The sequence below is a fragment of the Micromonospora sonneratiae genome (assembly GCF_042679305.1).
Taxonomy (GTDB): domain Bacteria; phylum Actinomycetota; class Actinomycetes; order Mycobacteriales; family Micromonosporaceae; genus Micromonospora_H; species Micromonospora_H sonneratiae.
Genome location: NZ_JBHTMP010000016.1, coordinates 1 through 24,155 on the forward strand (window position 1 = coordinate 1; position 24,155 = coordinate 24,155).

Here is a 24,155-nt window from a genome sequence, read left to right on the forward strand (position 1 = left end):
GTGCGGTTGAGGGGGTGATCGAGCATCCGTCGAAGGTGTTGGGTCGTGGGGTGAAGTTGCCGTTGTTCTTCCGGTTCTTCGATTTCGATTTTGGCGATTTCTTGTGGGATGCGTTCGCGAAGATTCCGGATTTGGTGGCTTCGTTGCGGGGGCAGGACGGGGCGCTGGATGATTCGAAGGATTCGTTGAAGGGCTCTTCGGACGGGTCGTGGGGTTTCGACGATGACGGTGCTGGGGACGGGCTGCCGCAGTACGTGGAGAAGTCCGAGGATGATCCGGCGTCGAACTTGCCGAAGTATTCGTCCACTGATTCTGATTCGAACGGGTCGAACGGTTCGTCTGCTAGTTCAGGCTCGAACGGGTCGGTAAGTTCTTCTTCGAATTCAGACTCGAACAGTTCTTCTTCGAGTTCTTCTTCGTCGGGTCAGAATGGTTCTTCTTCGGGGGCGGCTTTTGGTTCGGGGTCGGGTGAGGCGTGGCAGCAGTTGTCGTCGGGTGATGGGTTGTGGGGGTCGGGGGATGGTGTGCAGGCGCGGCAGGAGTTGTTCGACGAGTTGCGTGTGCAGGAGTTGGGTGGGTTCAAGGAGATTCTGTTGCCTGGGTCGTTGGGCGCGGATGTGGTGGTGCCGGATGGGGTGATTCCGGCGGCGAAGGTGGAGGCGGGGTGGTCGGCTCAGGTGGGGCGGCATTTTGATGAGGTGTTTGGTCCGTTGCGTGATGGTGGTGTGTCGCAGGCGGATGTGGCGGGGATGCAGCAGCGGTGGTCGGAGTTTGTGCGGGATGTGCGGCAGGTTGCGGGGTTGGGTGGGGTGTCGCCGTGGGCGGGGTTGTTGTTCACGCATGTGATGACCGGTCGTGAGGTGGACGAGGCTGTTGATGCGTGGTTGGCGCAGCATCCGAGTGTGGTGGTGTCGAAGACCGATCGGTTGGTGGTGCGGGACACGGTGGTGGCGCAGGTGCGGGCTGACTTGTTGGCCCGTCTGGCGGCGGGGTCGGGGCAGGTGTCGTACGACCAGGTCATCGACGCGATGCAGGCGGCCAGACAGGCGGACGGGATCCGGGAACGGGTCCACGAGAAGCTGGCCAAACTTGCCACCACCAGCACGACCACGGACGAGACCACCACCACGACCACGGACGAGACCATCACGGATACGTCCGCCGTCACCTCGGTGACGGCAAGTGTGAATGTGGTCAGCTCACCGGTCCTGGTGGATGTTTCCGACACGACGACGGTGGATTTGTCGAATCTGGACGCTGCCACATCGTCGAAGCAGGCGGCCACGACCACGGTGACCACGTCTGGTCTGTTCCAGGCCCGGGCGGTCCAGGTGAGCTCACCGTCTACGGTGTCGGCCTCTTCCGCGATGATTCCGCCGGTCTCACCACCGCAGATGTTCTCGTCTGGTGGGTCGTCGCCGGTGGTGGATGTGGTCGGGGTGCCGATTCCGGCGGGTTGGTATCTGCCCGGGCCGGACGACAGTGCACAGATGCTGGCCAACGCTCTGGCGTTGCCGCGCTACCAGTCGAACAGTGATGGCACAGAGTGGTTGACCATCGCCGCCCATGGTGACCCGACCACCGGTGGGATCCGGGTCAACGACCGAGTCCTGGACGCCGACGGGTTCGCTACCTGGATCAAGAGCCAGCCGGGCTGGAACGCCCGACCGCTGGTACTGACCATCTGCGGCGCCGCTGTTCCCGGCCCGAACGGCACGGACTCGTTCGCGGCACAGGTACGCGACGAGTTGGGTGTCGAGGTCATCGCCGCGAACGGGGACGTGTGGACCGCCCCGAACGGGATCGCCTACACCGGCACGATCAGTATCGACGCCAACGGCTACCCGACAATGGACTTCACCGGCACACACGCATGGCAATACTTCCCCGCCACCGCCAAGACGAGCCCGCTACCCAAGCACGCCGACCTCGCTACCGCGATGGCAAGCACCGAGACCACCGGCACCACCACCACCGGACAACCCGCCCCCAGATCCACCAACCCGTTCTACCGACCCAACCCAACCTGGACCCAATGGGCAGGCAGCAGTGGTACGCCCGCCGACCTTTATGCGGTGGATCCTGACGGCCTTTGCATGGTGTATGCCGCGATCATGGCAAGACCGGATTTGGTGGCTGCTGCCCTGCGAGATGCCTACCCGGGTGGCGCGGCGAACCGTCCGGCCACCCTTCAACAGAGTCTGAATCTGCTGGACAGGTGGACGACGCACGGTCCACCGGCGAGATTCTCCACAGCTGACGTGGCCGATGTGGCCCACACCGTGATTGGCCTGGTCGAGCAGCGTCTGGAGAGCAACCAGATCCCGCGAGAGGCCTTGAACCGAGCGGCGTGGCAGATGCGGGCCTTCCGTCCCGAACTGACCCGCGCGTTGGGGTCTCCCGCCCCGGACAGCCTTGAAACTGACATCTCCGATGCTGAATTTGCCCTGCTCCTGGCTGCCGTGCCCAGGTGGCGGACCAACTGGTACGGGGTGGCGGGCGAAGGATTCGGTCATCTGCTGGGTGGTGCACTGGGAGTACGGTTCCAGGCCAGTCCGTGGACTGCCGACGGCTGGGGGACGTCCTACACACGGGACTTCGGAGTCGACACAGATCGCACGATTCAACTCTATTACCGGGCAGATCACTATGATGCGGTCAGATGGCAGCCACCGCAGCTGCCGCCACTTCCGTCGCTGACTGACAGCCAACTGGCCAGTACGTCTGCGAACGATGATGCGCTCAGCTCGGAAGCGCCAGCTGTTCCGAGTCGGCCCAGCACGCCGTCCAACTCGGAAAACACCGATTCCCGGAAACGTGATTTCTTCTTCGCGGTCGAAGGGGAGTGGTTGCTCCAGCAGCGAGTTTCTGACGCGCGGGAGCTGGCACCGAACGACCCGAAGATGCGGCGATTGGCGGAAGTCTTCGCCAAGTACCGGACAGCGGTTGCCAAGGCGAAGGAGGCCCTTCCGCGTCAATCTGTCTCCGCGCGTATCGCGCAGTCTACCCCTGAGCAGCAGAGCGAGTGGCGGAAATGGGCCAACGATCATGCTGACCGGTTGCTGGGAGCTGCCGCACCGAATGATCCTTGGCAACGGTTGAAGGGCGTGCTCTATCGGGGACACCCGATTATTGCAGGTGCCGTAGGGCGCGGACCGGATGAATTGTTGCTGGAGGACTATCTGCCGCTGGTACGGCGGGTTTTTGGCTCGCACATTGCTACCGTTCAGAATCAGCACCTGGTGGACCTGCGTAACTACGTCGAGGCGTTGACTCGCGCGGGAGAACCAGTCGACGTCGCGGGGCTGGTTCGACGCGAGCAATTCCGCGCCCTGGAGACTCTGCTCGAGAACGGGCGGGTGTACCAGGTCGACGAAACTACCGGGGACATTAGCTACGTGCCTTCCGGTATTACCTTCGACCCGTTCGTGGTGACGGTACTGGAGGGGATGCCCGCCGAGCAGAGCCTGCCGGCCGATCGGAAGATCGAGATCCGCGGGCTGGTTCGTGAGTTCGAGATCGGACGGCGACACTTCGTTCCGTCGCAGGACAATTTTGCGAAGCTGGACTCGGTGATCGAATCCGCGTACCAGAGGTTTGCTGAGGATAACGGTGGCAAGAAGCCGGAGGGGCCGCTGCAACTTGGTCACCTGATAGACATGGGCCTGGCGGACGAGATTGCTCCCCCGCTGGTCTCAGCCAATGAGCAGTTGACGAACCCGGTCCCGCCGACGTGGGAGACCGCTAACCCGGGTGCCCGACCTGTTCTGCCGGAGCTGGATGGTGCCGACCATAGTCGCCTGGTAAGTGGGTTCCATGCGATTGAGAAGTTGCCGTTCACGGCGGACCTGGCCAGATGGATCAACCAGGTCATTCCGCAGGGAAGTGGTGAAGTCACCGAGCTGAAGGTGCGGCAGAAGCTGCTCTCCCAGTTTGCGACGAGCTTCGACGACGGTATCGACATTCTGAACTTCACCGACGGCGGGAGGTACGACGTCCGCCTGTGGGCGGTGGCGATGGACAAGCCCAAGGTCGATCCGGGCAGCCTACTGGATGCCAAGACGGCGGGCAGTACCCTGCGGTCCAGCAAGATGGAGAACCGTGTCTACCTGCATCGCGAGCTGGCGCTGGCGCAGACCTCAGGAAAGGGGTGGAGCTGGGACGCGGGGGCTGCCTACCGGGCGGAACTGGGGATCGACGAAACGGTCAGCGACACCCGGGTGGACGCGGCCCTGACCTACGGCCAGGCGACGATGGCGGAACAACGCCAGTTCGTATCGACCGACATCTCCGACTATCAGCAGTTGCGAATCAAGGAGATGGTCGGCGACGTGACCGTGCCGGTCGCCTGGGCGGTCCGGGTGTACGACCGGGCGACCAACAGTTGGCATGAGGTCTTCTTCCGGAAGCCGGATGGCTCGCTGCGGCAGGATTCCGTCTCGTACGCGGTGGCGGAGTTCATGCTGCCGCACGAACTGGAGAGTACCCAGCAGGACATCGCCCTGAATGCGAAGACCGACCCCGACTACCTCGTCGAGAAGAATATCGAGGCGGACTGGCAGTTCCCGGTCTGGGACATGGACTTCGCGACCTCACGGGTGCAACTGGCCGGCGAAGTGATGGCAGCACTCGGCTCCAGACTCTCACCGGAGGAGTACGCGTTCTGGCGGCCGAGGCTAGAGGCCGAGTTGACCAACGACAGGTTCCTGATGAACCTGAGGAACATTCTTCGGCCACCCGGAAAGCGGCACTACCAACAGGTTTTCCGGGTTGAACTGCAGCAGGAGGGCAAGACCCTCAGCTTCAGTTTGACCGCAGGGGACCAACCGGTCACGAAGATCAGGAAGATCAGCCAGGTGAGCCGCAGCAAGGAGACGCGGTTCGACTGGGTACGGGCCTTCCTGCGTAAGGTCAACGGCAGTGTGACCGGTACGGACACGAAGCGAGGAACTTTCTCTGCTGCCGTACGAGTGTTGAAGCAGGTGCTTCGGATCGGCGGCCAGGCACGGTACAGCCGGCGCGACGCGGTTCAGGTGATTCGTCAGCTCACCGCCTGGCTGACCCGTGCGGTGCGGAAGGTCGGCACACTACAGGTCGTCGAAGTGGACTTCACCGTACAGTTGCATGTCGACGGTGATGGTGTGACGTCCTCGCAGCCAGTATCCGTAGACGGGTACGCGCATCTGATGGTTCATTCCGCAGATCTTCGGGGCCTGTCCGGAAAGGAAGCCAGGGACGGAATCGAGCCGGTGGCCTGGTCCGAGAAGGACATCTCGCAGTACCTGTCCGGGGAGAGCGAGACCAAGGCGAAGGAAGACGCCGCGGTCAAGGCGGTAGACGCAGCCGCCGCTGCGGACAAGGCGGAGGACCTCGACCTAGCCGCAAAGGCAAAGCCGGATCCCCAGAAGAAATGGTGGACACCGGGCGCGGGTTACGGGTTGACCATGGACTACGTGGAACGCCTGGGGGGTGTGGCGGACCTCTACAGCCAGATCGCCACGATGATGGTCGCCGAAGGCTATCTGCCACGGGAAGCGGCACCGCGTGGCAAGGACCCCTGGCAGCATCTGCAGACACTGGCCGTGACCGGTGCCGACATCAACAAGCCCGGTCAGGAGTACACGAACTGGCGGATACTGCTGAGCCAGTTGTCCGAGGACGCGTTGCGTACCCGGGCCGATGACGTGCTTGTCGTCGAAAACGTCTCGGAGACGACCGAGAACCCGTCGACTCCCGACGCGGAGGCACCTGGTGCCACCCTGACCTTTGTCGACCCCAAGGCCCCGGAGGATCCGAGCCTTCGACTCGTCGTCGGCCTGACCGGCAAGATCCTTGATCGGGGAAGCCATCAGGGCATCACCCCCTATGAACTGCAGTACGGCCACACCGCCGTGAACGTGGCATCGGAAAAGCTTGGTTCCGGCAGCACAAAGGAGATCTCCGGGTACGCCACGGCCGATCTCCAAAAGGTCGACGTCGGCCTACTCGCACAGTACGGAGGCGACTACAGCAACGCGTCGACCGACAAGATTGGCCGTACCCAGTCGATCGCGATGACGTCGGACACCGACGGGCAGAAGATGCCCAGTTCCCGCTACGAGTTGCAGCTCCAGTGGGAGTGGGTCGCCAAGCGCGGCGGGGACGAGCTGGGGCGTAACAAGGTGGCTGCCTCCGCGACGGTGTTGCAGCCGGACCCGCTGCATGCGAAATCGGACGACGCGTCGCTCTCGCCGCTCACCCCTGACCGTACGGTGCGCTCCGGTCTCAAGGACATGGGCACGGCGATCTTCACGGTGCTGGGCGTCAAGGGGGTGGGTGCCCTCCAACGCAGCCTTGTCGAGAAGATCTCGGGCCTCTCGGCGGCCCAGGTCTGGGAGGGGCTGGCTCCGAGCGTCTACAAGAGCGCACTGCTGGCGGCGCAATCCTCGGCCGAAACGATCCGTATCGGGGGCCAGGACCTCTCACTGACCGTTGAACCCGTCGGCCGACCGCAGATCGTCAAGGTCTGGCTGCCGTACACCCAGCAGGTGTTGGAGAGCCAGGTCGGCAACGAACAGGGCGCTGACAAACTGGTGACGAAGGGCCGGCAGGGGCAGGCCATGGGGCGGTCGGACGAGTTCAGCCTCGGCGGCATCCACTCGTCCAGCAAGGGCACGGGCCAGGGGACCTATTCGGTCGACACCGCAGGCAACTACCGAGCCATCTACCAGGACGCCAAGATGGCCATGGTCCGTACGGCGGTCATGAATCGGGTCCAGACCGTCAACGCGGACGGCACCGTGGTCACGGTTGAGGTCCCCGGCGAAGTACTGCTGAACGTGTTGCTGTCCGACGTGCTGGAGAACCAGAGCAAGTTCGACAACACGGACCTTCTCCAGGGGCATGGCGAACCGCAGACGAGCACGACCGCACCGCTGGTCCGCTCGTTGAAGACCGAACGTAGACCACCGGTCAGCCTCATGGACGGTAACGCATGGGGGGCCGTGTGGCCGACGCTGTACAACGGCGGCCGAATGGACGCCGGTTTTGGCCCGCTGACCAAGCAGCTCAAGCAAGCGGCCCGGAAATTCGGCAGCAGTGACCTGGTCAGCCTGGTCAGCTCGGTGCCGGGTGAGTTGGGTACGCGACTCGGCGAGCTGGCTGACGGTGGCGCGTCGTGGACCTACCAGGTCGGCCAGCGCCAGTTCGAGCTCGTCATGGAGGCCAAGCTGGTCGGACCGGCCCGGGCCAGTCGACCCGGCCCCAGCGGTAGGAAGTCGTACATCCGGCGCAACAGAGCCCAGGGTGCCGTCCGCCGTTTCGTCGAGGCGAGTTCGATGGCCGCGACACTGCTGGGTGTCGGCGGCCCGGTGGCGGTCACCGCGACGATGACGCGCACCGAGCGGCGGGACCAGGCCAAGGTCCAGGGCTCCAACCTGCTCAGGATGGACGGTCTGCGGGCGAACAAGCTCACGGAATTCACCCAGAGTGTTGAGATCACCGGCTTCATTCGCGAAGTCCGAGCGGGTGACACGGGTACGCGGATCAAGCGTGCGTTGACCCATTCGGGAGGTCGGAAGGAACATTTCTCGGCGACCCTGGAAATGGTGGCGAATGTCCCAACCGACGGCACCGCGCCCGTACTGACGCCGGCGCCGAGCTTCGATTTCAACCTTCGGGACGGCGCGCAACCGGAGAAGGTCTGGCTGGAGGGCATCACCGGCCTCAAGAACATCTTCGCCGCGATGCTGGATAGTGGCCAGGCTCGCCTCCTTGACCCGGCGAAGATCAAGCTGGCTCCGGAGAGCGGTACGGAGCACCCTCCGCTCACCCTGAAGACGCTGCAGGACAACTTCTTGAAGATCAGCGCCTCGGGTGCCACGTTCAGTTCCGTTCGTACCGCTGACGGGGTGTTGGAACCGGTAACCGGTCCGATCAGGGTCAGAGCACGGTATGGCGACATTCGGCAGATCTATTACATGCCGAAGGCTGAGCTGGAGAACTACGACCATGCCACGGCGCTGGTTGCGGACAGCCGGAACGAGAATGTACGCAACAACAAGAGCGGTACCGTGACTGTCGGATTCATGGTGGCACCCGGCAACTATGTCGGGCCGAGGTTCGCTGGTGGTAAGGATTCAAGCAAGGCGATAGGCGTCGACGAGACGTCATGGATCGAACGCCGTCCTTGGAATCGTGCAGACGCTTCGGTCTACTTCGTGTACACGACGGTGAACTACGAGATTACCGTGCCGGGGCAACCTCCGATTCTGGCGACCGGCAACGTCGAGTTGGTGGTCGACCAGCAGGGGGCCAAGGATCTCGGTGTCCCGGCCGACCTCCTGAATTCGTTGACGAAGGCCTCTCCGGCCGTGACACCGTCCTCGACCACCTCGTCAACCACATCCCTGCCAGCTATCGCCGACGAAGTGGTGGAACTGTACAACGCGGTCGTCGATGGGTTGGCCAAGGTGCCCGACCCTCGCGTCCAGCCGCCGGAGTTGTTGAGCAGGGCGGCGTCGGAGTCGGGTTACGTGGTATGGCTGGGTGACCCGAACTCGACTGCGGCTGCCGAGGAGAAGGCGGCGGCGCAGGCTGCACCCCGGATGGCGAACATGCTCACGGTGGTGAGCCACTTCGACCCGACCGGTCAGCGGATTCGGGTGGGTGAGCAGTACCTGACCGCACAGCAGTTCGCCGACCATCTGCGTACGGTGTATGGCTGGCCGGAGCGGGGCGGGCCGGATGTGTTGCTGGTGTCCTGCGAGTCGGGGCGGTCACCCTCTCTCATGGGCGTCCGCCGAGGTGAATCGTTCGCCCGCCAACTGCGGGCGGAACTCGGCGTTGGTGTGCTGGCGCCTCGGGAGGCGGCGGTTACGCAGTCGGACGGCACTGTGAAGGCGGGTGGCTTCGGCCTGTATCGCAGTGCGGCTGGTGGTCTGAAACTGGGCCTGTCGTCCACCGGTTGGAAGTGGTATCCGTCGGACAGCTCCGAGCCTTCCCGGAAGCTGACGGCTACGTCCCTTGCCGCCGCGTTGCTGGAGGTACGTCCTGGGGCCGAGGTCATCCAGTCGCTGCCTGACTCCCTGACACCTGTTACGTGGGCGGAGAATGAGGCACGCGCCAAGCGGCGGCGGCTTGAGGCCCAGGCGTTGTTGAGCCATCTTCCAAACGATGGCTCGCCCTCCGCCTCGGCCTCCACCTCCACCTCGGCCTCGGCCTCGGCTGAGGGAAGCGCCGTCACGACGACCAATCCGATGAGTCGGCTGAACGCACAGTATGTGGCAGACCTTGCTGTTGCCGTCAGCCTGGCTCGTCCGAGCGCGGTCATGAGTCTCACCAGCGACCAACTGGTTTCGTGGGTGCGCTGGATGCGGGACCTCGGGATCGCCCGTGGGAGACTCCCCGCTGATATTCGCAGCCGCTACACGGACGACCAGTTGGTGACCCTGTTCCGATACGTGCGGGGAATCGCGCTGACGGGCGGCATTTCCTCCGGTCACCCTGCCGGAACGCAGACGCCGGAGCAGCTTGACGCGCTGCGACGCATTTGGCGGAAGTTGCCCGTCGTGCCAAGTACGGTTCCCGACGGTCATGTCTATGTGAGGCGCGGTACGGGGTCGGACGTCAGCACCCTCCAAGCGGTGATGAACGACCGTAATACGGGGCCGATCGTCGTTCGTTCACGCAACGAAGCCCTCGACGGTATCGAGGTCGAGGTCAGTCGCAAATTTATCAGAATGGTGCCCGGATTCGGTCTTCCGGGAATGCCGAACATGATGGCCCTGGCCTGGCCCGTCGAGGAGGGCTGGCTCCTCCGGGAACACTCGGAGCACAAGTCCGCCTATCATCTCCAGCCGGCTTTGACGGGCCGCGTGACAAGGTTGAATGGCGGTTTCGGCCTGCGCGTACGGTTCCACGGCGAGCATAAAGCCACGGACCGGAATCGCCAGGCCTGGAATCCGGCGCTGAACGACGTGTTCTACCCGGTCTTCACGCATGTCAACTGGCAAAGCATCATGGAGGTCGGTGACGAGAGCCTGCACAACGTCGCAGACAACCTTGCTGCCTTCCTGCGGCGCAATCGTGCGTCCTGGGTCGACAAGCGTCCCCTGCTGATTTTCGACTCGATGCATGCTGGGAAGAATCCGGTCGCTCAACGGGTTGCCAACATGCTCAACCATGTGGTGGCGGCTCCCACCGGTGCGGTCATGGTTGTCGACGGGCAACTCATGGCGGGAGAGTTGGCCCTGTACCAGAAGGACGGAAAGCTCGCCCTCAACCTGAAGCTGGAAAATTTCTTCGGCTGGGGTGTGTTCGGTCCGCAGGCCGGTCTCGAATCCGAAGCGAAATCGGATTCGGGGTCAGAATTCATGGAAGAGTTCGGCCCGACGCTGAACGGAGAGGTTGCGGAGCAGCCAGATTTCGGCCTGCTGGTCCAGCACTATCCATCCTTCGACGAGCGGCAGGCCTATCCTCCGGCAGGCCTGCCAGTTCCGCCGTCTGATTCCACTGGATTGAGTGAGGACGAAAAGCAGCAGGTTGCGGAACTTTTCGAGCAGAGCGTTGTGACGCCGGATGGTCGACTCATATTCGGCAATCCAGCCAGTGCGGATGATATTGGGCACCTGATGTTGGTCCGCAACCGGATCGATCCCATCGAGGGGGTCTACCAGATCGGCCTCCATGGCGGCTCGACCGGGATTACCGTGGGGGACGAAAGCTACTCGTGGCGCGCGTTGGCCGAGATGATTGCGATCGACCCGCATTGGCGAGCTGATTCCGAGGGCAACAGGCCCGAGTTGTTGCTGGCGTTCTGCAACGTGTATGCGCAGAGCCCGAACGAGGAAGTGCTGCCGTTCCTGCCGATGGCGCAGCTCATTGCCGACTATCTGGCTATGCGCGAGGGGAGGGAGGTCACTGTTCAGGCGGCAGCCGGGATAGTCTATGTCACGCTCGAGAACGTGCAGACTGTCAGAGCGTTCCCGCCATCGGGAGCAACTGAGGTCGCGGAGCAGGCAGAACATCCGAAGTCGCGCTTCTACCGTGTGTTCGGCCGGGTGGCGGGTGCGCCATTGCGGGAACCGGAAGCGACGGTGAGTTCGTATCCGTCTGGTGTCATCGACACGATGGAGAAGAACCCGTCGCCAGAGGATGATACCTACGAGACCCCACTGGATCTTCCTTTCCCGGTGAAGGCGGGCCGGGAAGCGGCAGACGGTGACCTGGTCGCGACGCAGCTTGTCGGACCGGGCGGGCAGTACCAGGCTGACCTGGAGATCTCCCGTGGCAAGGGTGCTGGGCTTGGTCTGGACGATCCGTACATGCGGGCCGTGTACCGCTATTTGCAGGAGTACGACTCGATTGCCCAACTGACCGGTGAGGCTGAGGTCCAGAAGGGGGGGATGGCAGCATTTGTCGCTGGTCTGTGGCGTGGCTTGGTGCGTACGGCGGTTGCGGCGGTGGACGCCTTGCCCCAGCAGCGGCCACAGTCGCCGGGGACCGGGTGGGGCTACGCGACGGTGCAGGTCGAGCCGGGCACCGATCTTCTACAGCAGGTGCGGCAGTGGGTGGCTGCGCCGGGATCGGGCCCGGTACGGACACAGGGGCAGGCACAGCCGGCGTCGAACGAGGTGCTGGTTGCGATCAGTCCCGTCCTGGTCAAGGACATTTCGGCGTTGACGCCGGAAGGCTCGACCCCGCCGGTGGGCTCGACCCCGCCGGTGGGCTCGACCCCGCCGGTGGGCTCGACCCAGCCGGTGGGATTGGCCAACCTGTTCGGTGCGGATGTCGTGGTGCGGCAGGTCGACCAGGGCGATGGTACGCAACCACGGTTCGAGGTGGTGCCCAACGTCCGGGCCATGGCGGCAGAGTCGGGTTACACGTTGTGGCTGGGTAGTGAGGGAGCGCAGCGGTCGGCGGCGGAGCGTGCGGCTGCGGAGGCGGCACCCATAGCGAAGAACATGCTGACGGTGGCCAGCCATTTTGATCCGTCGGGTCAGCGGATCCAGGTGGGTGACGAATTCCTGACGGCGGTGGAGTTCGCGGCGTATCTGCGTACCGAGTACGGCTGGCCGGACTACGGCTGGCCGGAGTCTGGCTGGCCGGACGTGTTACTGGTTGGTTGTAATGCGGCTCGGCGGCCGGGGCCGGGGCAGCTGTCGTTTGCGGAGCAGTTGCGTGGAGAGCTCGGGGTCGGGGTGTTGGCATCGCCGACGGCGGCCGCGACGCTGGCAGACGGGCGGGTGGTGGCTGCCGAGGTGACCGTCAGTCCTACCGGTCAGATCCAGGTTGCTCCGCCTTCTTCGACTCCGGCCACCTGGCAGTGGTACCCGCCGAATGAGGCAGAGCCGGTGCTTGCTCTCGAGCCTGAACTGATTCCCAGCCTGCTACGTCTGGAGAAGGTACGTGGCGTCGAAGGGGTGGAGGTGCTTTCCACCGACTTTGCTTCCAGTCCACTGGTGCCGGTCCGTTGGGGAGGTTCTCCGTCGTCCAGTTCAGCATCGGTTGATTCGGACCAGACGTCGGATGAGCGGGGAGACGGCGAGCCTGCTGCCAAACGACTGAGACGAGATGCCCGGACACTGCTGAGCCACTTTCCGAGTGGCGATTCGCAGTCGGCCTCGACCGACGAGCAGGTGGCTACCGGCCTCAATCGCGTAACTCAGTTTGGTGCCCAGGATGTGGCAGACCTTGCAACCGCCGTTGTGAACTTGCCCCTGGACAGCGCCATGAGTCTCACCAGTGAGCAACTGGTTTCGATGGTCCGTGTGGCGCGTTCGAGGCGGCACCTGGCGGAGGCTCGGGCGCAGGCATCGAGCCTGCAGCAACAAGGGGTGACCGATGAGGAGTTGGTCGGCCTGTGGTGGTACCTCCGTGACTGGGGACCGATATCTGCGCTTGGTGAGAGCCGTCTCGAACGTCCCGTCACTGTGGAGGAGAAGCAGTGGAAGGCGGTGATCGACTCTGTCAAGGGCGCAAAGCACAAGCTGCTCATGAGTGGAGATCCGGACGGATACAGCTATGCCTATTTGAGGAAGCCATCGGATCACGCCGGCTATTCGGATCTGGCGTCGATCCAGTCTCAGCTCAATGACACTCTGCGCGGGCCTGTTCCGACGGGTGCCCGCCGTTCAGCGAGTGGGCTTATCGAGGTGAAGGTCGACAATCGCCTGGTCCGATCAGGAGGTGGGCTGCTGCTGACGGGGGAGCCGATCGGACTTACCTTCCCTTCGGACGAACCGTGGGTGCTGGCCGTCGAGGGTGGAGAGTACGTCCTTGAGCTCGACAAATCGACCACCGGCCAGTCGTCGGGGAAAGTGGTGATCGACGGCCAGGGGATGACGTGGACCGAGCGGGGAGTGGTCCATCCAGACGTGAATCGATTGAGAGCGGCGTGGCCGGCGAACTCCGAATACTTCCCGATCTTCATGAGGAACAGCACGGACCTCGTCGAAGATGACTACCGCCAGGGGGCATGGGATGCCGCCGCTTCCATCGCGGCCCATCTGCGCTCCAACCGGAACCTCTGGGAAGGCAAGCGCCTGGTCCTGGTGACAGACTCGTTGCACAAGGTGGACGACCCTCTCTTCAACCCGCTTGCCCGACGGCTGGCTGATCTGCTCGACCGTCCAGTGGTGGGTGCAGTCGGCTCAGTCGGTGTGCTCGGCGGGAATCTGATTGTTTCGGGTGCTCCTGCCGTCTTCGAATCGCCGCAAACCGGTGGGGTGAAGATCCTCCCAATCCTGAGGAGCGGGCTGGGCTGGCTGGAGTTCTTCCCATCTCGGCGTGGCGATGATGCTCTGGGCGCTCACCCCAACGCCATGGTCTTCGGTCCTGAACTACACGGGAAGAACCAGGAAGCGCTGCTCCACCCGTCGACGGCTGGTGGCAAGCTGCTTCACGAACTTCCAATGATCGGTGGGTTGCGGGTAATCCCCGAGATGCAGCTGCCACCCGGGTTGGGGGAGGCTGCCAGCTCGCTCTACCAGCAGGGTTACCACGTGGATGGGGGGCTGGTGGTACTTGGCAACCCGGTCCACGAGAACAGTGTTCATCAGGCGGTGAACGATCGCTGGAACCCGATTCCGGACACGTACTTCCTGAGTGGGCATGGCGCCGGCCTGGGGATTGCCGTCAATGGACGGATCTTTGACGCGGCTACCCTTGCCGAAGTGATTGCCAATGATCGGTTCTGGAAGGATGCCCAGGGCGGGCGCCCGGGACCCGAGCCGCTGTTGATGTTCTGTAACATCTACCGGCAGCGCGATGGCATGCCGCCGTTCCTTCCGTTGGCGCAGCGGGTCGCCGACGCTCTGTCCCGACACTTCGGGCAGAGAATTACGGTGTTGGCTCCCGGCGGTCTGGTGAACCACGACGCTGAATCGGGTGTGTGGTGGGTCGGAGTTTCCCGTGAGCAGGGACCTTTCCAGGAAATAGTCGATCCCCGTCATACGGCAGCCCAGGTCTACCGGGTGGTGGGACGCCTCGAGAACGACGAACTGGCGTTGCCACAGGTGTGGGACAGGCAGCATCTACTGGGTGACAAGTCTCAGCAGCAGAGCTACCCGTACGAGGAACCCGGAGAAAAGGTACCGCTGGACATAGAGTTCCCGGTCCCTGCTGGGACGCGGTTGGCGGATGCCGACATCTGGGCGACGGAGCTGCTCGGTCCGGGCGGTGGGTACGAGAGTGATCTCACCGAAGCCAAGCGCGATTTCCCCTCGGTTCTTTCACGGTTGGGAGAATCCGCGGACCAGAAACTGCGCGCCCTGTATCGGTATTTGCGGGACTATGACGTCGTCGCTGAGCGAACCAGTGACGCTGAGTTTCAGAAAGGTGAACTGCAGGCATTCAACGCCGGTCTGTGGCGTGGGTTGGCGCGTACGGCGGTCGCGGCGGTGGATGCGTTGCCACGGCAGCAGCCGCAGTCGCCGGGAACCGGGTGGGGTTATGTGACGCTGTCGGTGCCCGACGGCGAAGACGCGTTGATGTGGGTGGAGGACTGGCTGGACAGTCCGGGTCCGGGTCCGGTGCGCACTGCGGGTCAGGCGCAGCCGGGGCCGAACGAGGTGCTGGTTGCGATCAGTCCGGAGTTGGTCAAGGACGTGTCGGCGTTGGCGCCGGAGGGCTCTACCCAGCCGGTGGGGTTGGCCAACCTGCTCGGTGCGGACGTCGTGGTGCGGCAGGTCGACCAGGGTGATGGGACGCCACCGTATTTCAAGGTGGTGCCCGATATCGAACGGGCGGCAGCGTCTGGTTACACGTTGTGGCTGGGTAGCCGAGGGGAGCAGGAGTCGGCGGCGGAGCGGGCGGCAGTGCAGGCGGCACCCCGGGCGGCGAACATGTTGACGGTGGCGAGTCATTTTGATTCGTCGGGTCAGCGGATTCAGGTGGGTGAGCGGTTCCTGACGGCTGGGGAGTTTGCGGCGTATCTGCGTACGGAGTATGGGTGGCCGGAGTCGGGTGGGCCGGATGTGTTGTTGGTTGGTTGTGGTGCGGGTCGGCGGCCGGGTGCGGGGCAGCGGTCGTTTGCGGAGCAGTTGCGGGTGGAGTTGGGGGTCGGGGTGTTGGCGTCGCCGGCTGAGGTGGCGTCGATGGTTGACGGGCGGGTGTTGGCGGTTACACCGACGGTGAGTGCTACCGGTCAGATCCAGGTTGTTCCGTCCGTTCCCTCAAGCCCGGCCAGTTGGCAGTGGTATTCGCCGGATGGCGGCGACCCGGTGGCGCTGGAACCCGAGCTGGCCCCCAGCCTGCAACGCCTGCGTGGTGTGGACGAGGTGACCGCACCACCGCCACCATCTACGCCCGATTTGACGGTACTTGCCACCTGGGTCATTCCATCGCCCAACTCGGCCGCAGGTGAACCTCTCGGAACGTACTCACGGATTGCTGTCCAGGGCACCTCGGGACTTCACGCATGGATGCCGCCTGATACGGAGACCACCGTTGCGGTCTTCCAGGATCGGGCGCCGGTGGTACTACCGGAGAGCCTTCGTGCACAGGCGATGAGCACCGTGGCTCTCGACGACACGGTCACCCTGTTGACAGAGCCCGGCCTGACCGACTCGAAGCTGATGGAGGCGTTGCGCTGGGTCATGGAACGACCTGGTGCAGACCTGCCCCGGGTAGTGGTGCTGGCTTCGGAACGTGCGGGGACGACGCTGTCCCGACAGATCAGTGAGCTGTCGCGAACGTACCCCGAAACGATCTTCATTGCTCCCGAGGGCACCTGGTCGTTGACCGCGAACGGTGCGCCGTACGCCGGACAGCAGGCAGACCCGGAGCGCGGCCAGGGTAGTCGGCCGGAGCAGTGGCGCGCGTTCCGCGACGGCCAGCAGCTCACGGAGGTACCGAGCGGCGCACTGCGGTCGAACGTACTGGCCGAACTGCGGCGTCAGGCCGTGCACGCGGCGCTACTCGAGTTGCAGCGGGTGCTCGACAGCGTGACTGCCGCTCCAGACGCTACGGACATAGCTGTCACACTCTCGGTCTTTTCGATCGAGATCGCGGAGCAGAACGGAAACCTGAACAGAAGCCGTGACCTTGACTTCCAGGTCGCCTCGGGGCGGTCCGCACTGAGCACCGTGGAGAACGAGGTGCGCAGTCTGTCGCACCGGGTGCTCAACGGTCTGTGGTCGACCGATGGTCCGCTGGTGAAGCAGATGACGGCGCTGGTCGACCGAACCAAGGCCGAGCTCGGTGGGTTCGAGGCAAGTGATCAGCTTGACGACATGCTTGAGCAGCTCGATCTCGGCCTTGCGATGCTGCTTTCGGTCGAGCCTGCGGTTCGCCAGGAGCAAGCGGAGCGGCTTCAGCGAGTCGTCGAAGAGACGATCAACGGCAGGCTGGGCCTCCGGCCATTGGCTCCGTTGGATCCGATGGCTCAACAACAGTTGCTGGATCGTCTCGGCCAAGCTCACGCTGCCAGAAGTAGGCTGGCCCAGGGGGATCCCGTTCTCGCGGCGAGGCGGCAGCGTAGTTACAACGCGTGGCTGGCCAGCCTCGGCATCACCATCCGGAACGTGCCACGCGATGGAGACTGCTTCTTCCACGTTCTCCGACGTCAGTTCGGCGATCAGCTGAGTAACGCGCTCGGCGGGGACGTGCCGACACCGGCTCGGCTGCGGCGAGCGCTCGCCGAAAGCCTGGGGCAGGATTTCGAGAGGGAAGATTCGAGATGGGCACATCTGGTGACCACCTCCGAAAACCAGACCATGCAGCAGGCCCGGCAGCAGTTCCTCCGGTGGATCAGCACACCAGGGTCCTATGCGAACGCGGCCGGCGACCTGTTCGTGCACCTCGCCGCCGAGCGGTTCAACCTGCCGCTGACGGTGCTGACCCCGACCGGCGCCTACGACGTCGGGCCGGACGGTCCCCGGGTCGGATACGTCTATCACAACGGCGCGAACCACTACCAAGCCGTTGAAACCGTCGAGGCCGTACTGTCAGGGGGCCAGGCATGGGAGCGGATCGTGGACGAGTCCGCCCAGCTCACGACCAGCACCTCCCGGTCCACCAAGACGTCGACGGCGGTAGTCCCGTCAGCCATCTCGGGCGGCAAGAAGCGCAGAGTTCGCACGGTTACCTGGATTGACCAGGTAGAGACCGCGCTGTCAAACGCGTCGCCCGGGAACACTGCATCCTCGATCAATGCTGAATCGTCGATCAATGCTGAATCGTCAATCAACGCTGCATCTTCAATCAACGCTGCATCCTCGATCAACGCTGCCGAGCGGTCGGACGTCGAGTTGCGGGACGTTGTCTGGGCAGTCGACATGTTTCCGGTACTTGAGATGCGTCTTCGTCAGGCCCAGCAGATGCTGTCGGCTGAGCACCCGGACGTTCGGGCGGTGGCTGCGGCCCTTCGCTCGCTCAAGGAATTGGTCGAGGCGGCCAGGAAGGACGGCAAACTTCCGGGTAGATCGGTTGCCGCGACCCTGGCGAACGCAACAGTCGACCAGATGCAGACCTGGCAGCAACAGGCGCGCAATCACGCGGTCTCCCAACGTGGGGCAGCGCTGCGCGAAGGCACCGCTCCGGAGCAGCGCGTCAGACACTGGCTCAACTATCTGCTCTTCCACGGGTATCCGTTGTGGGCGGGTGCCTCGGGACACACCCCGGACACTCTTACCGAAAGCGATTTTCTACCGCTTGTGCAGGAGGTACTGGATCCGGCCATCGACGCAGTCACCGCCGATCACCTGGCGCGACTGGATGAACACGTCCGCTCGGTGCTGGCGGACGGGGACACCGTCACCATCGACGGGTTGGTACGCCGGGAGCAGTTCCATGCGTTGCGTACCAGCACTGATGTGTTGACGAGGGAGCAGGCTGCCATCCGCAGCGCGGTGGACGACTTCGTCGCCAAGAACCCCGCACTGCGGCCCGATCGGGTAGTCGAGATCCGCGCGCTGGCTCCAGAACTGCTGAACGAGAGCCTTGTCACCGAGGAAAACCTGGTGGTGCTCAAGAAGCTGATCGAGTTGGCCTATGTGCGCTACCGCAAGAGATACGACGAGGCGCTGCCCGAGGGACCGTTGCAGGTCGACCACCTGAGGGATCTGCTGCACTACAAGCTCGGTGAACAGGCGGCCTTCACCTGGGCGAACCTGAAGGAAATCGTCGACCGGGCAGATGCCGTACAGCAACGAGGGAAGAACCAACCGGTACAGACACGGTTGCGGACCGTGGTTCGTACGGTCAGTAACGAACTGTTGGGCCGTGATGCTTCCATCGTTCGGTCCGTGAAGCAGAAGCAGGCGCGACGGGACCGGAAGGCACCGGGCCAGTCGGATTCCCCCGAGGCGCGCCGGGTCGAGCAGAACAACCTGTGGCAGCTGTTGAACGCGTTGCCTGCGCCGGTGGCGCGGCCGGGAATCGGGCAGCTGGCGGCCGTGGTGCAGGAGACAGTCCCCACGATGCTTCCGTTGGTGGCTGAAGCGACGGCGGAGCTGATCATGGCTTCGGTGTCCGCGCCCCCGCCGGCAACCGAGCTGTCGGTCTCCTTCGAAGATATCGCCCAGTTGGTCCGGGTCAGGCGCAAGTTCTACGCCGACGGCAGGAACCGCAGCTACACGGGGCCGTCCGACTACGGGCCGATGGCGCGCGAGCTTCTGGGTGTCAGTGGCGCAGTGGGTGCCCAGGAACTGCGACAGCTCGCTGTGTTGGTGCGCGAAGCCCTGGCGGATTCGCAGGCGGCGCTGTCGGACTCGAACCTGCGGGTCAGGCTCGCTGAGTTGGTGGTGTCCAGATGGAACGGCGGGCAGCCGGGTGGGCGACCCAATCCATCCAGCGGCAGCGGAGCGTCGACCGACCACACCGACCACAGCAAACTGGTCTCTGCCTTCCACGCGATCGGTGAGCTGGGCTTCGTAGGCGAGTTGACCGCCTGGCTCAACGGCATAGTGCCGCTGTCCGAGAGCACCATCAGCGAGGATCTGGTGCGGCGGAAGTTGGTTTCGTTGTTCGGCCAGGTGCTGGACGATGGCGCGGACATCACGGTCAAGGGGGGTCGGGACTACGACGTCCGGTTGTGGGCGGTGCCGACCGCCCCGCCGAAGGTCGAATCGGGCAGCCTGCTGGGCGCCAAGGAGAAGGGCAGCACCAGATTTCCCGGAAAGTTGGAGAACCGCATCTACCGCTATGACGACGTCGCGACCGTCGGGACGGCAGCCAGCGGCTGGAACGTGGAAGGTGCGCTGACCTACCGGGCTTCACTTCTGGACTCTGGGGAAGCCGTCGACCCGGTCCGGGTGGATGTGGCGGTCGGTGGTGGCTACTCGAAGATGAAGGGGCGACGGCAGCTCAGCGCGGCTGCCATTTCCGACTATCAGCAGTTGCGTATCAAGGAAGCGTTGGGCAACGTGGTTCTACCGGTCCAGTGGGTGGCCCGGGTGCAGGACCGGAGTACGGGGCGGTGGCAGGACTTCTTCTTCCGCGAAGAGAACGGAAGACTGCGGGTCGACGAAATCAGGTATTCCGTCGCACAGTTCCAACTGCCGTACTCCAAGGAGGAAACCGACCGACCGGACCTGAATGGCAACATCGATCCTGACTATCTGAGGTCGATCCGGGTGACGGATGCCGACACATTCCCGTTGTGGGATCGGGACCATGCGGTGTCGCGGGTGCAGTTGGCCGACAGGGTGTTGGCGGAGATGCGGTCCATCCTCAGCGTGCAGGACTATGCCTTCTGGAAGCCGGTTCTCGAGGCGTACCTGACCAACGACCAGCTTGCGATGGCGCTGGGGGACATTCTGCGCCCCCGCGAGCACCAGGCCTACCAGCAGATCTTCCAGCACACGTTGCAGCGTGACGGGCGCTACCTCAGCTTCAGCCTGACGGCGGGTGACCGGAAGCAGCCGATCACCGAGATCATGAAGATCAGTGAGGTGAGCCGGAGCGGGGAGACACGGTTCGACCAGGTCATGGCCGTCGTGCTCAAGTCCCTCGTCAGCCGTGAGGAGAACAGGTCGAAGCGGGGCAACATCAACGTGATGGCCCGCTTGTTTGACCAGCACTTCTTCGTGGGCGGGCGCGGGCAGTATGGGCGGCGTCCTGGTCTGCAACGTATCCGGCATCATCGCGCCTGGATGACCCGGGCGATGCGAGTGCCCGGCACGTTGCAGTACGTGCTGGCCGACTTCACGGTGCAACTGGACGTTCATCACCGGAACGGCAGCCAGGCTCCGGTCACCGGAACGAAGTCGGTTTCCGGCTATGCGCATCTGATGATGCACTCCTCCGATCTGAGGAAACTGCCGATCGATTGGGCCGAATCAACCAACAAAGATCTTGATGAGGCTGAGGATGCCCTGCTGAACGACAATGCGACCCCGGATCCGTCGAAGAAGTGGTGGACGCCGGGAGCCGAGTTTGGTCTGACCATGGACTTCGTCGAGCGCCTCGATGGCGTTCAGGACCTCTACAACGGCATCGTCAAGGCAATGGTGAAGCAGGGCTATCTGCCGGAGACGGCAATGACTTCGGGTGAGAAACAGATCGAGCCCTGGGATCGTCTCAAGGAGTTGTCGTCGACCGGTGCGGAGCTCAACCAGCCGGGACGGGAGTACGCGAACTGGCGGGCCCTGCTCGGCCAACTGTCCGAGAAGGCTCTGCGGGCCCGGGCCGACGACCTGTTGGGTACCGGGGCGGACCAGCCGGGTGTCACGTTGACCTTCAAGCATCCCAGTCGGCCGGACCTACCACAGTTCCGGCTGGTCGTCGGATTGTGGGCGAGCGTGGTCGGCGACGGCACGCATCAGGGCATCACGAACTACCAGATCCAGTACGGCCACACCAGCGTCGACACGATGTCGACCAAGGCTGCGGATGGTTCAGTGGTGGACGGCTCCCTGACAGTTGGTGGAGCCGGGGATCGCGACACGTTCACCGGACGAGGTCAGGTCGGGTTCCAGTACAACCGGACGTCGACCGAGAAGTTGGGCCGTACCCAGTCGACGGCGTTGACGTCGGACACCGATGGCCAGAAGATGCCCAGTGCCCGCTACACAGTTCCGATCAAGTGGGAATGGTTCGTCGAGATCGGCGGCGAAAAATTCGATTTCGACACGGTCGATGACAAGACCATCACCCTGCTGCAGCCGGACTATCTGCACGACAGCATGTCGGACCCTACGCCCGCAGACTCCTCGGCTTCCGTGCCGTCACCCATGGCGACCACCAAACCCTCGGTTCTCAAGGACATGACGGCGGCGATCTACACGACGCTCGGCGTCAGTGGTGTGGGTACCCTCCAGGATGAGTTGATTGCGAGGAACCTGTCCGGCCTGACCAAGGCTGACATCTGGCAGGGCATCACTCCCATCGTCTACAAGACGGCCCTGATGCGGGCGCTTTCCGCAGCGGCGACCATCCCGGTCGGCAACCAGGAGATGTCCTTCAGCACGGAGCCGATCGGCCGGCCGGAGATCGTCAAGGTGTGGTTGCCCTACACCCAACAGGTCCTGGAAAGCCAGGTTGGCCACGAACAGGGCAGCGACCTGCTCAAGCAGACCGGCGGCCAGGTGCAGGGTGGTGGTTGGGGCAGTGGCGGCTTCGACGTGCCCGTCTCCGGGATGTTCGGAGCAGGGCAGGGGGGTGCGTCCCTCTACACGGTGGGTAGCTACCGTGCCGTCTATCAGGACACCAAGATGGCCATCGTACGCACGAAGGTCAACAACTGGATCCGTACCGCCAGCGGAGAGATCGTCAAGACCGAAGGTACGGTTCTGCTCAATGTGCTGTTGAGCGACGTGCTGGCCCGGCGCGATGAGTTCGACAATGCCCAGGTGCTGGATGAGCACGATTCGACCACCGTGACGGATCCGGATCAGGTGGGCGAGTCGAAGAAGGAGCCGGCCCGTCTGACGCGTGCCCTGCAGACCGAGCTCGACCCGCCGGTCAGCCTTCAGGATGGCATGTCGTGGGCGGTGGTGTGGCCGGTCATGTTCAACGGTGGCCCGACCGAAGCCGGTCTGGGCGAGTTCAACCAGCAGTTGATTGCAGCGGCCCGGGCATTTGGAGAGCCGGAGCTGGTCACCCAGATCGCGTCTGTGCCGAGTGGGCTGAGCACGCATATGGCAAAGATGCGCGACGGCGGCATGGCCTGGTCCTTCGAAGCGGGTGGCCGTACGTTCCAGCTCGTGCTGACCGCCCAGTTGACAGGTCGGGCCCGGGACAGCCGACCCGGTGGTAACGGCGAAAAGGTCTACGACCGGGGGAACTCCTATCAGGATGCCAGCAAGCGCAACACGTTCACGGCATCGGTGGGCGTGTCCGGCCTCGGCGGTGGTGGGGAAGAGGTGAGCGGAATGGTGGCACCCACCCTCTCGGGAGTCCGACGCAGTGAGGAGGCCGACACCCGTGGATCCAATCTGCTGTTCATGACGGGCCTGCGGGCCAACAAACTCACGGATTTCACCCAGGCGCTCCGTATCACCGGCGAACTTCGGGAAACGACTGGTTGGGTGGGCAGGAGCAAGGACGCGGTGAACACCGCCCTGTCGCGCTCTGTGCCGGTTCGCCTTTCGAGGATCGATGCCACGGAGGACCACGTCGTCAGCGTTCCCACCGAGGGAACCGTGCCGCGTGGCAGCAAGGAGCAGAACTTCAGGTTCCGGCTCGACGTCGACAAACTGCCGGCCACTCACCGGATTGAGGGCATGCACGGCCTGCAGAACATCTTCGACCAGGTCAAAGCGACCGGTGTGGCCAAGCGGCGTGATCCGATGACCGTCCCACCTTCAGCTGAGGCGCTGACCTTCGAATCGATCCGCGACAACTTTGCCAAGATGCTCACGCACGAGGGCGCATTGCTCAAATCGGTCGCCAACGCTGCCGATGTGCTCGATCTCACCGCGGCAGGGGGCATACGGATACGAGCAAAGCTCGGCGATGTTCGTCAGCTCTATTTCATGGAGAAGGCCGAGCTGGAGAACTACGACCACGGCACCGATCTGGCGGCTCACAACAAGAACATCTCCTACCGAGGTGCGCTGAACTTCGGCGGCACCGTCAGTGTCCCGGTGGACGGTGTCAATCGCGTCGGCGGGCGGCTCGGGTTCGGCTGGGAGCAGAGCAGGACCAACGGAAACGAGCAGACGTCCTGGATCGAGCACCGCGCCTGGCTCCGGGCGGACACCTCGGTCTACTTCGTCTACGTCAACCTGAACTACGAACTGAGGATCGGTAACGGGGAGACCATCCACGCAAGTGGTGGGATCGAGTTGGTGGTTGACCAGAGGGGTGCCCTGGAGCTGGGAGTTCCACTCGACGTCCTGAGGTCCGTGGTGCCGGTGGCCAAGCGCAAGGCGGAGTTCGGGGACGACGACGTCACGTCGAACGAGAGTTCCGTGGAATCGGACTCGACGTTCGAGAGAAGCAACCTGGACGAGCACGTAAAGATCGTGCAGACCTATCAGACGGTCACCGAGGTCCTGGAGAAGGTCGAGAAGTTCGCGGGCGGGAAGATCGTGCTTCCCGCGGTGCCGAAAACCGCGGAGGAGTTGGCCGAGGAGTTCCGGGATCTCTTCCTGGGCGGCAGCCTCAACAACGGCAAGCCTGACGTCGGTGAGGAAATCGAGCTGACGGAAGGGGTAGGCGGTTGACGGGGATGGGGGCGGTGAGGCTGAGTCGTCGAGGGGGCGACGGGCTGAGGGTGTACGACCGGGGAC

Annotated in this window: 1 protein-coding gene; it reads left to right on the top strand. The window is 63.8% G+C overall.

Features of this window, described 5'->3' with window-relative positions; genetic code table 11:
• Positions 1–14: 14 nt before the first annotated feature.
• Complete coding sequence (locus tag ACFQ4H_RS12750; RefSeq protein WP_377570395.1) at positions 15–24,089, top strand: hypothetical protein; 24,075 nt, start codon at positions 15–17, stop codon at positions 24,087–24,089.
• The last annotated feature ends 66 nt before the right edge of the window (positions 24,090–24,155 follow it).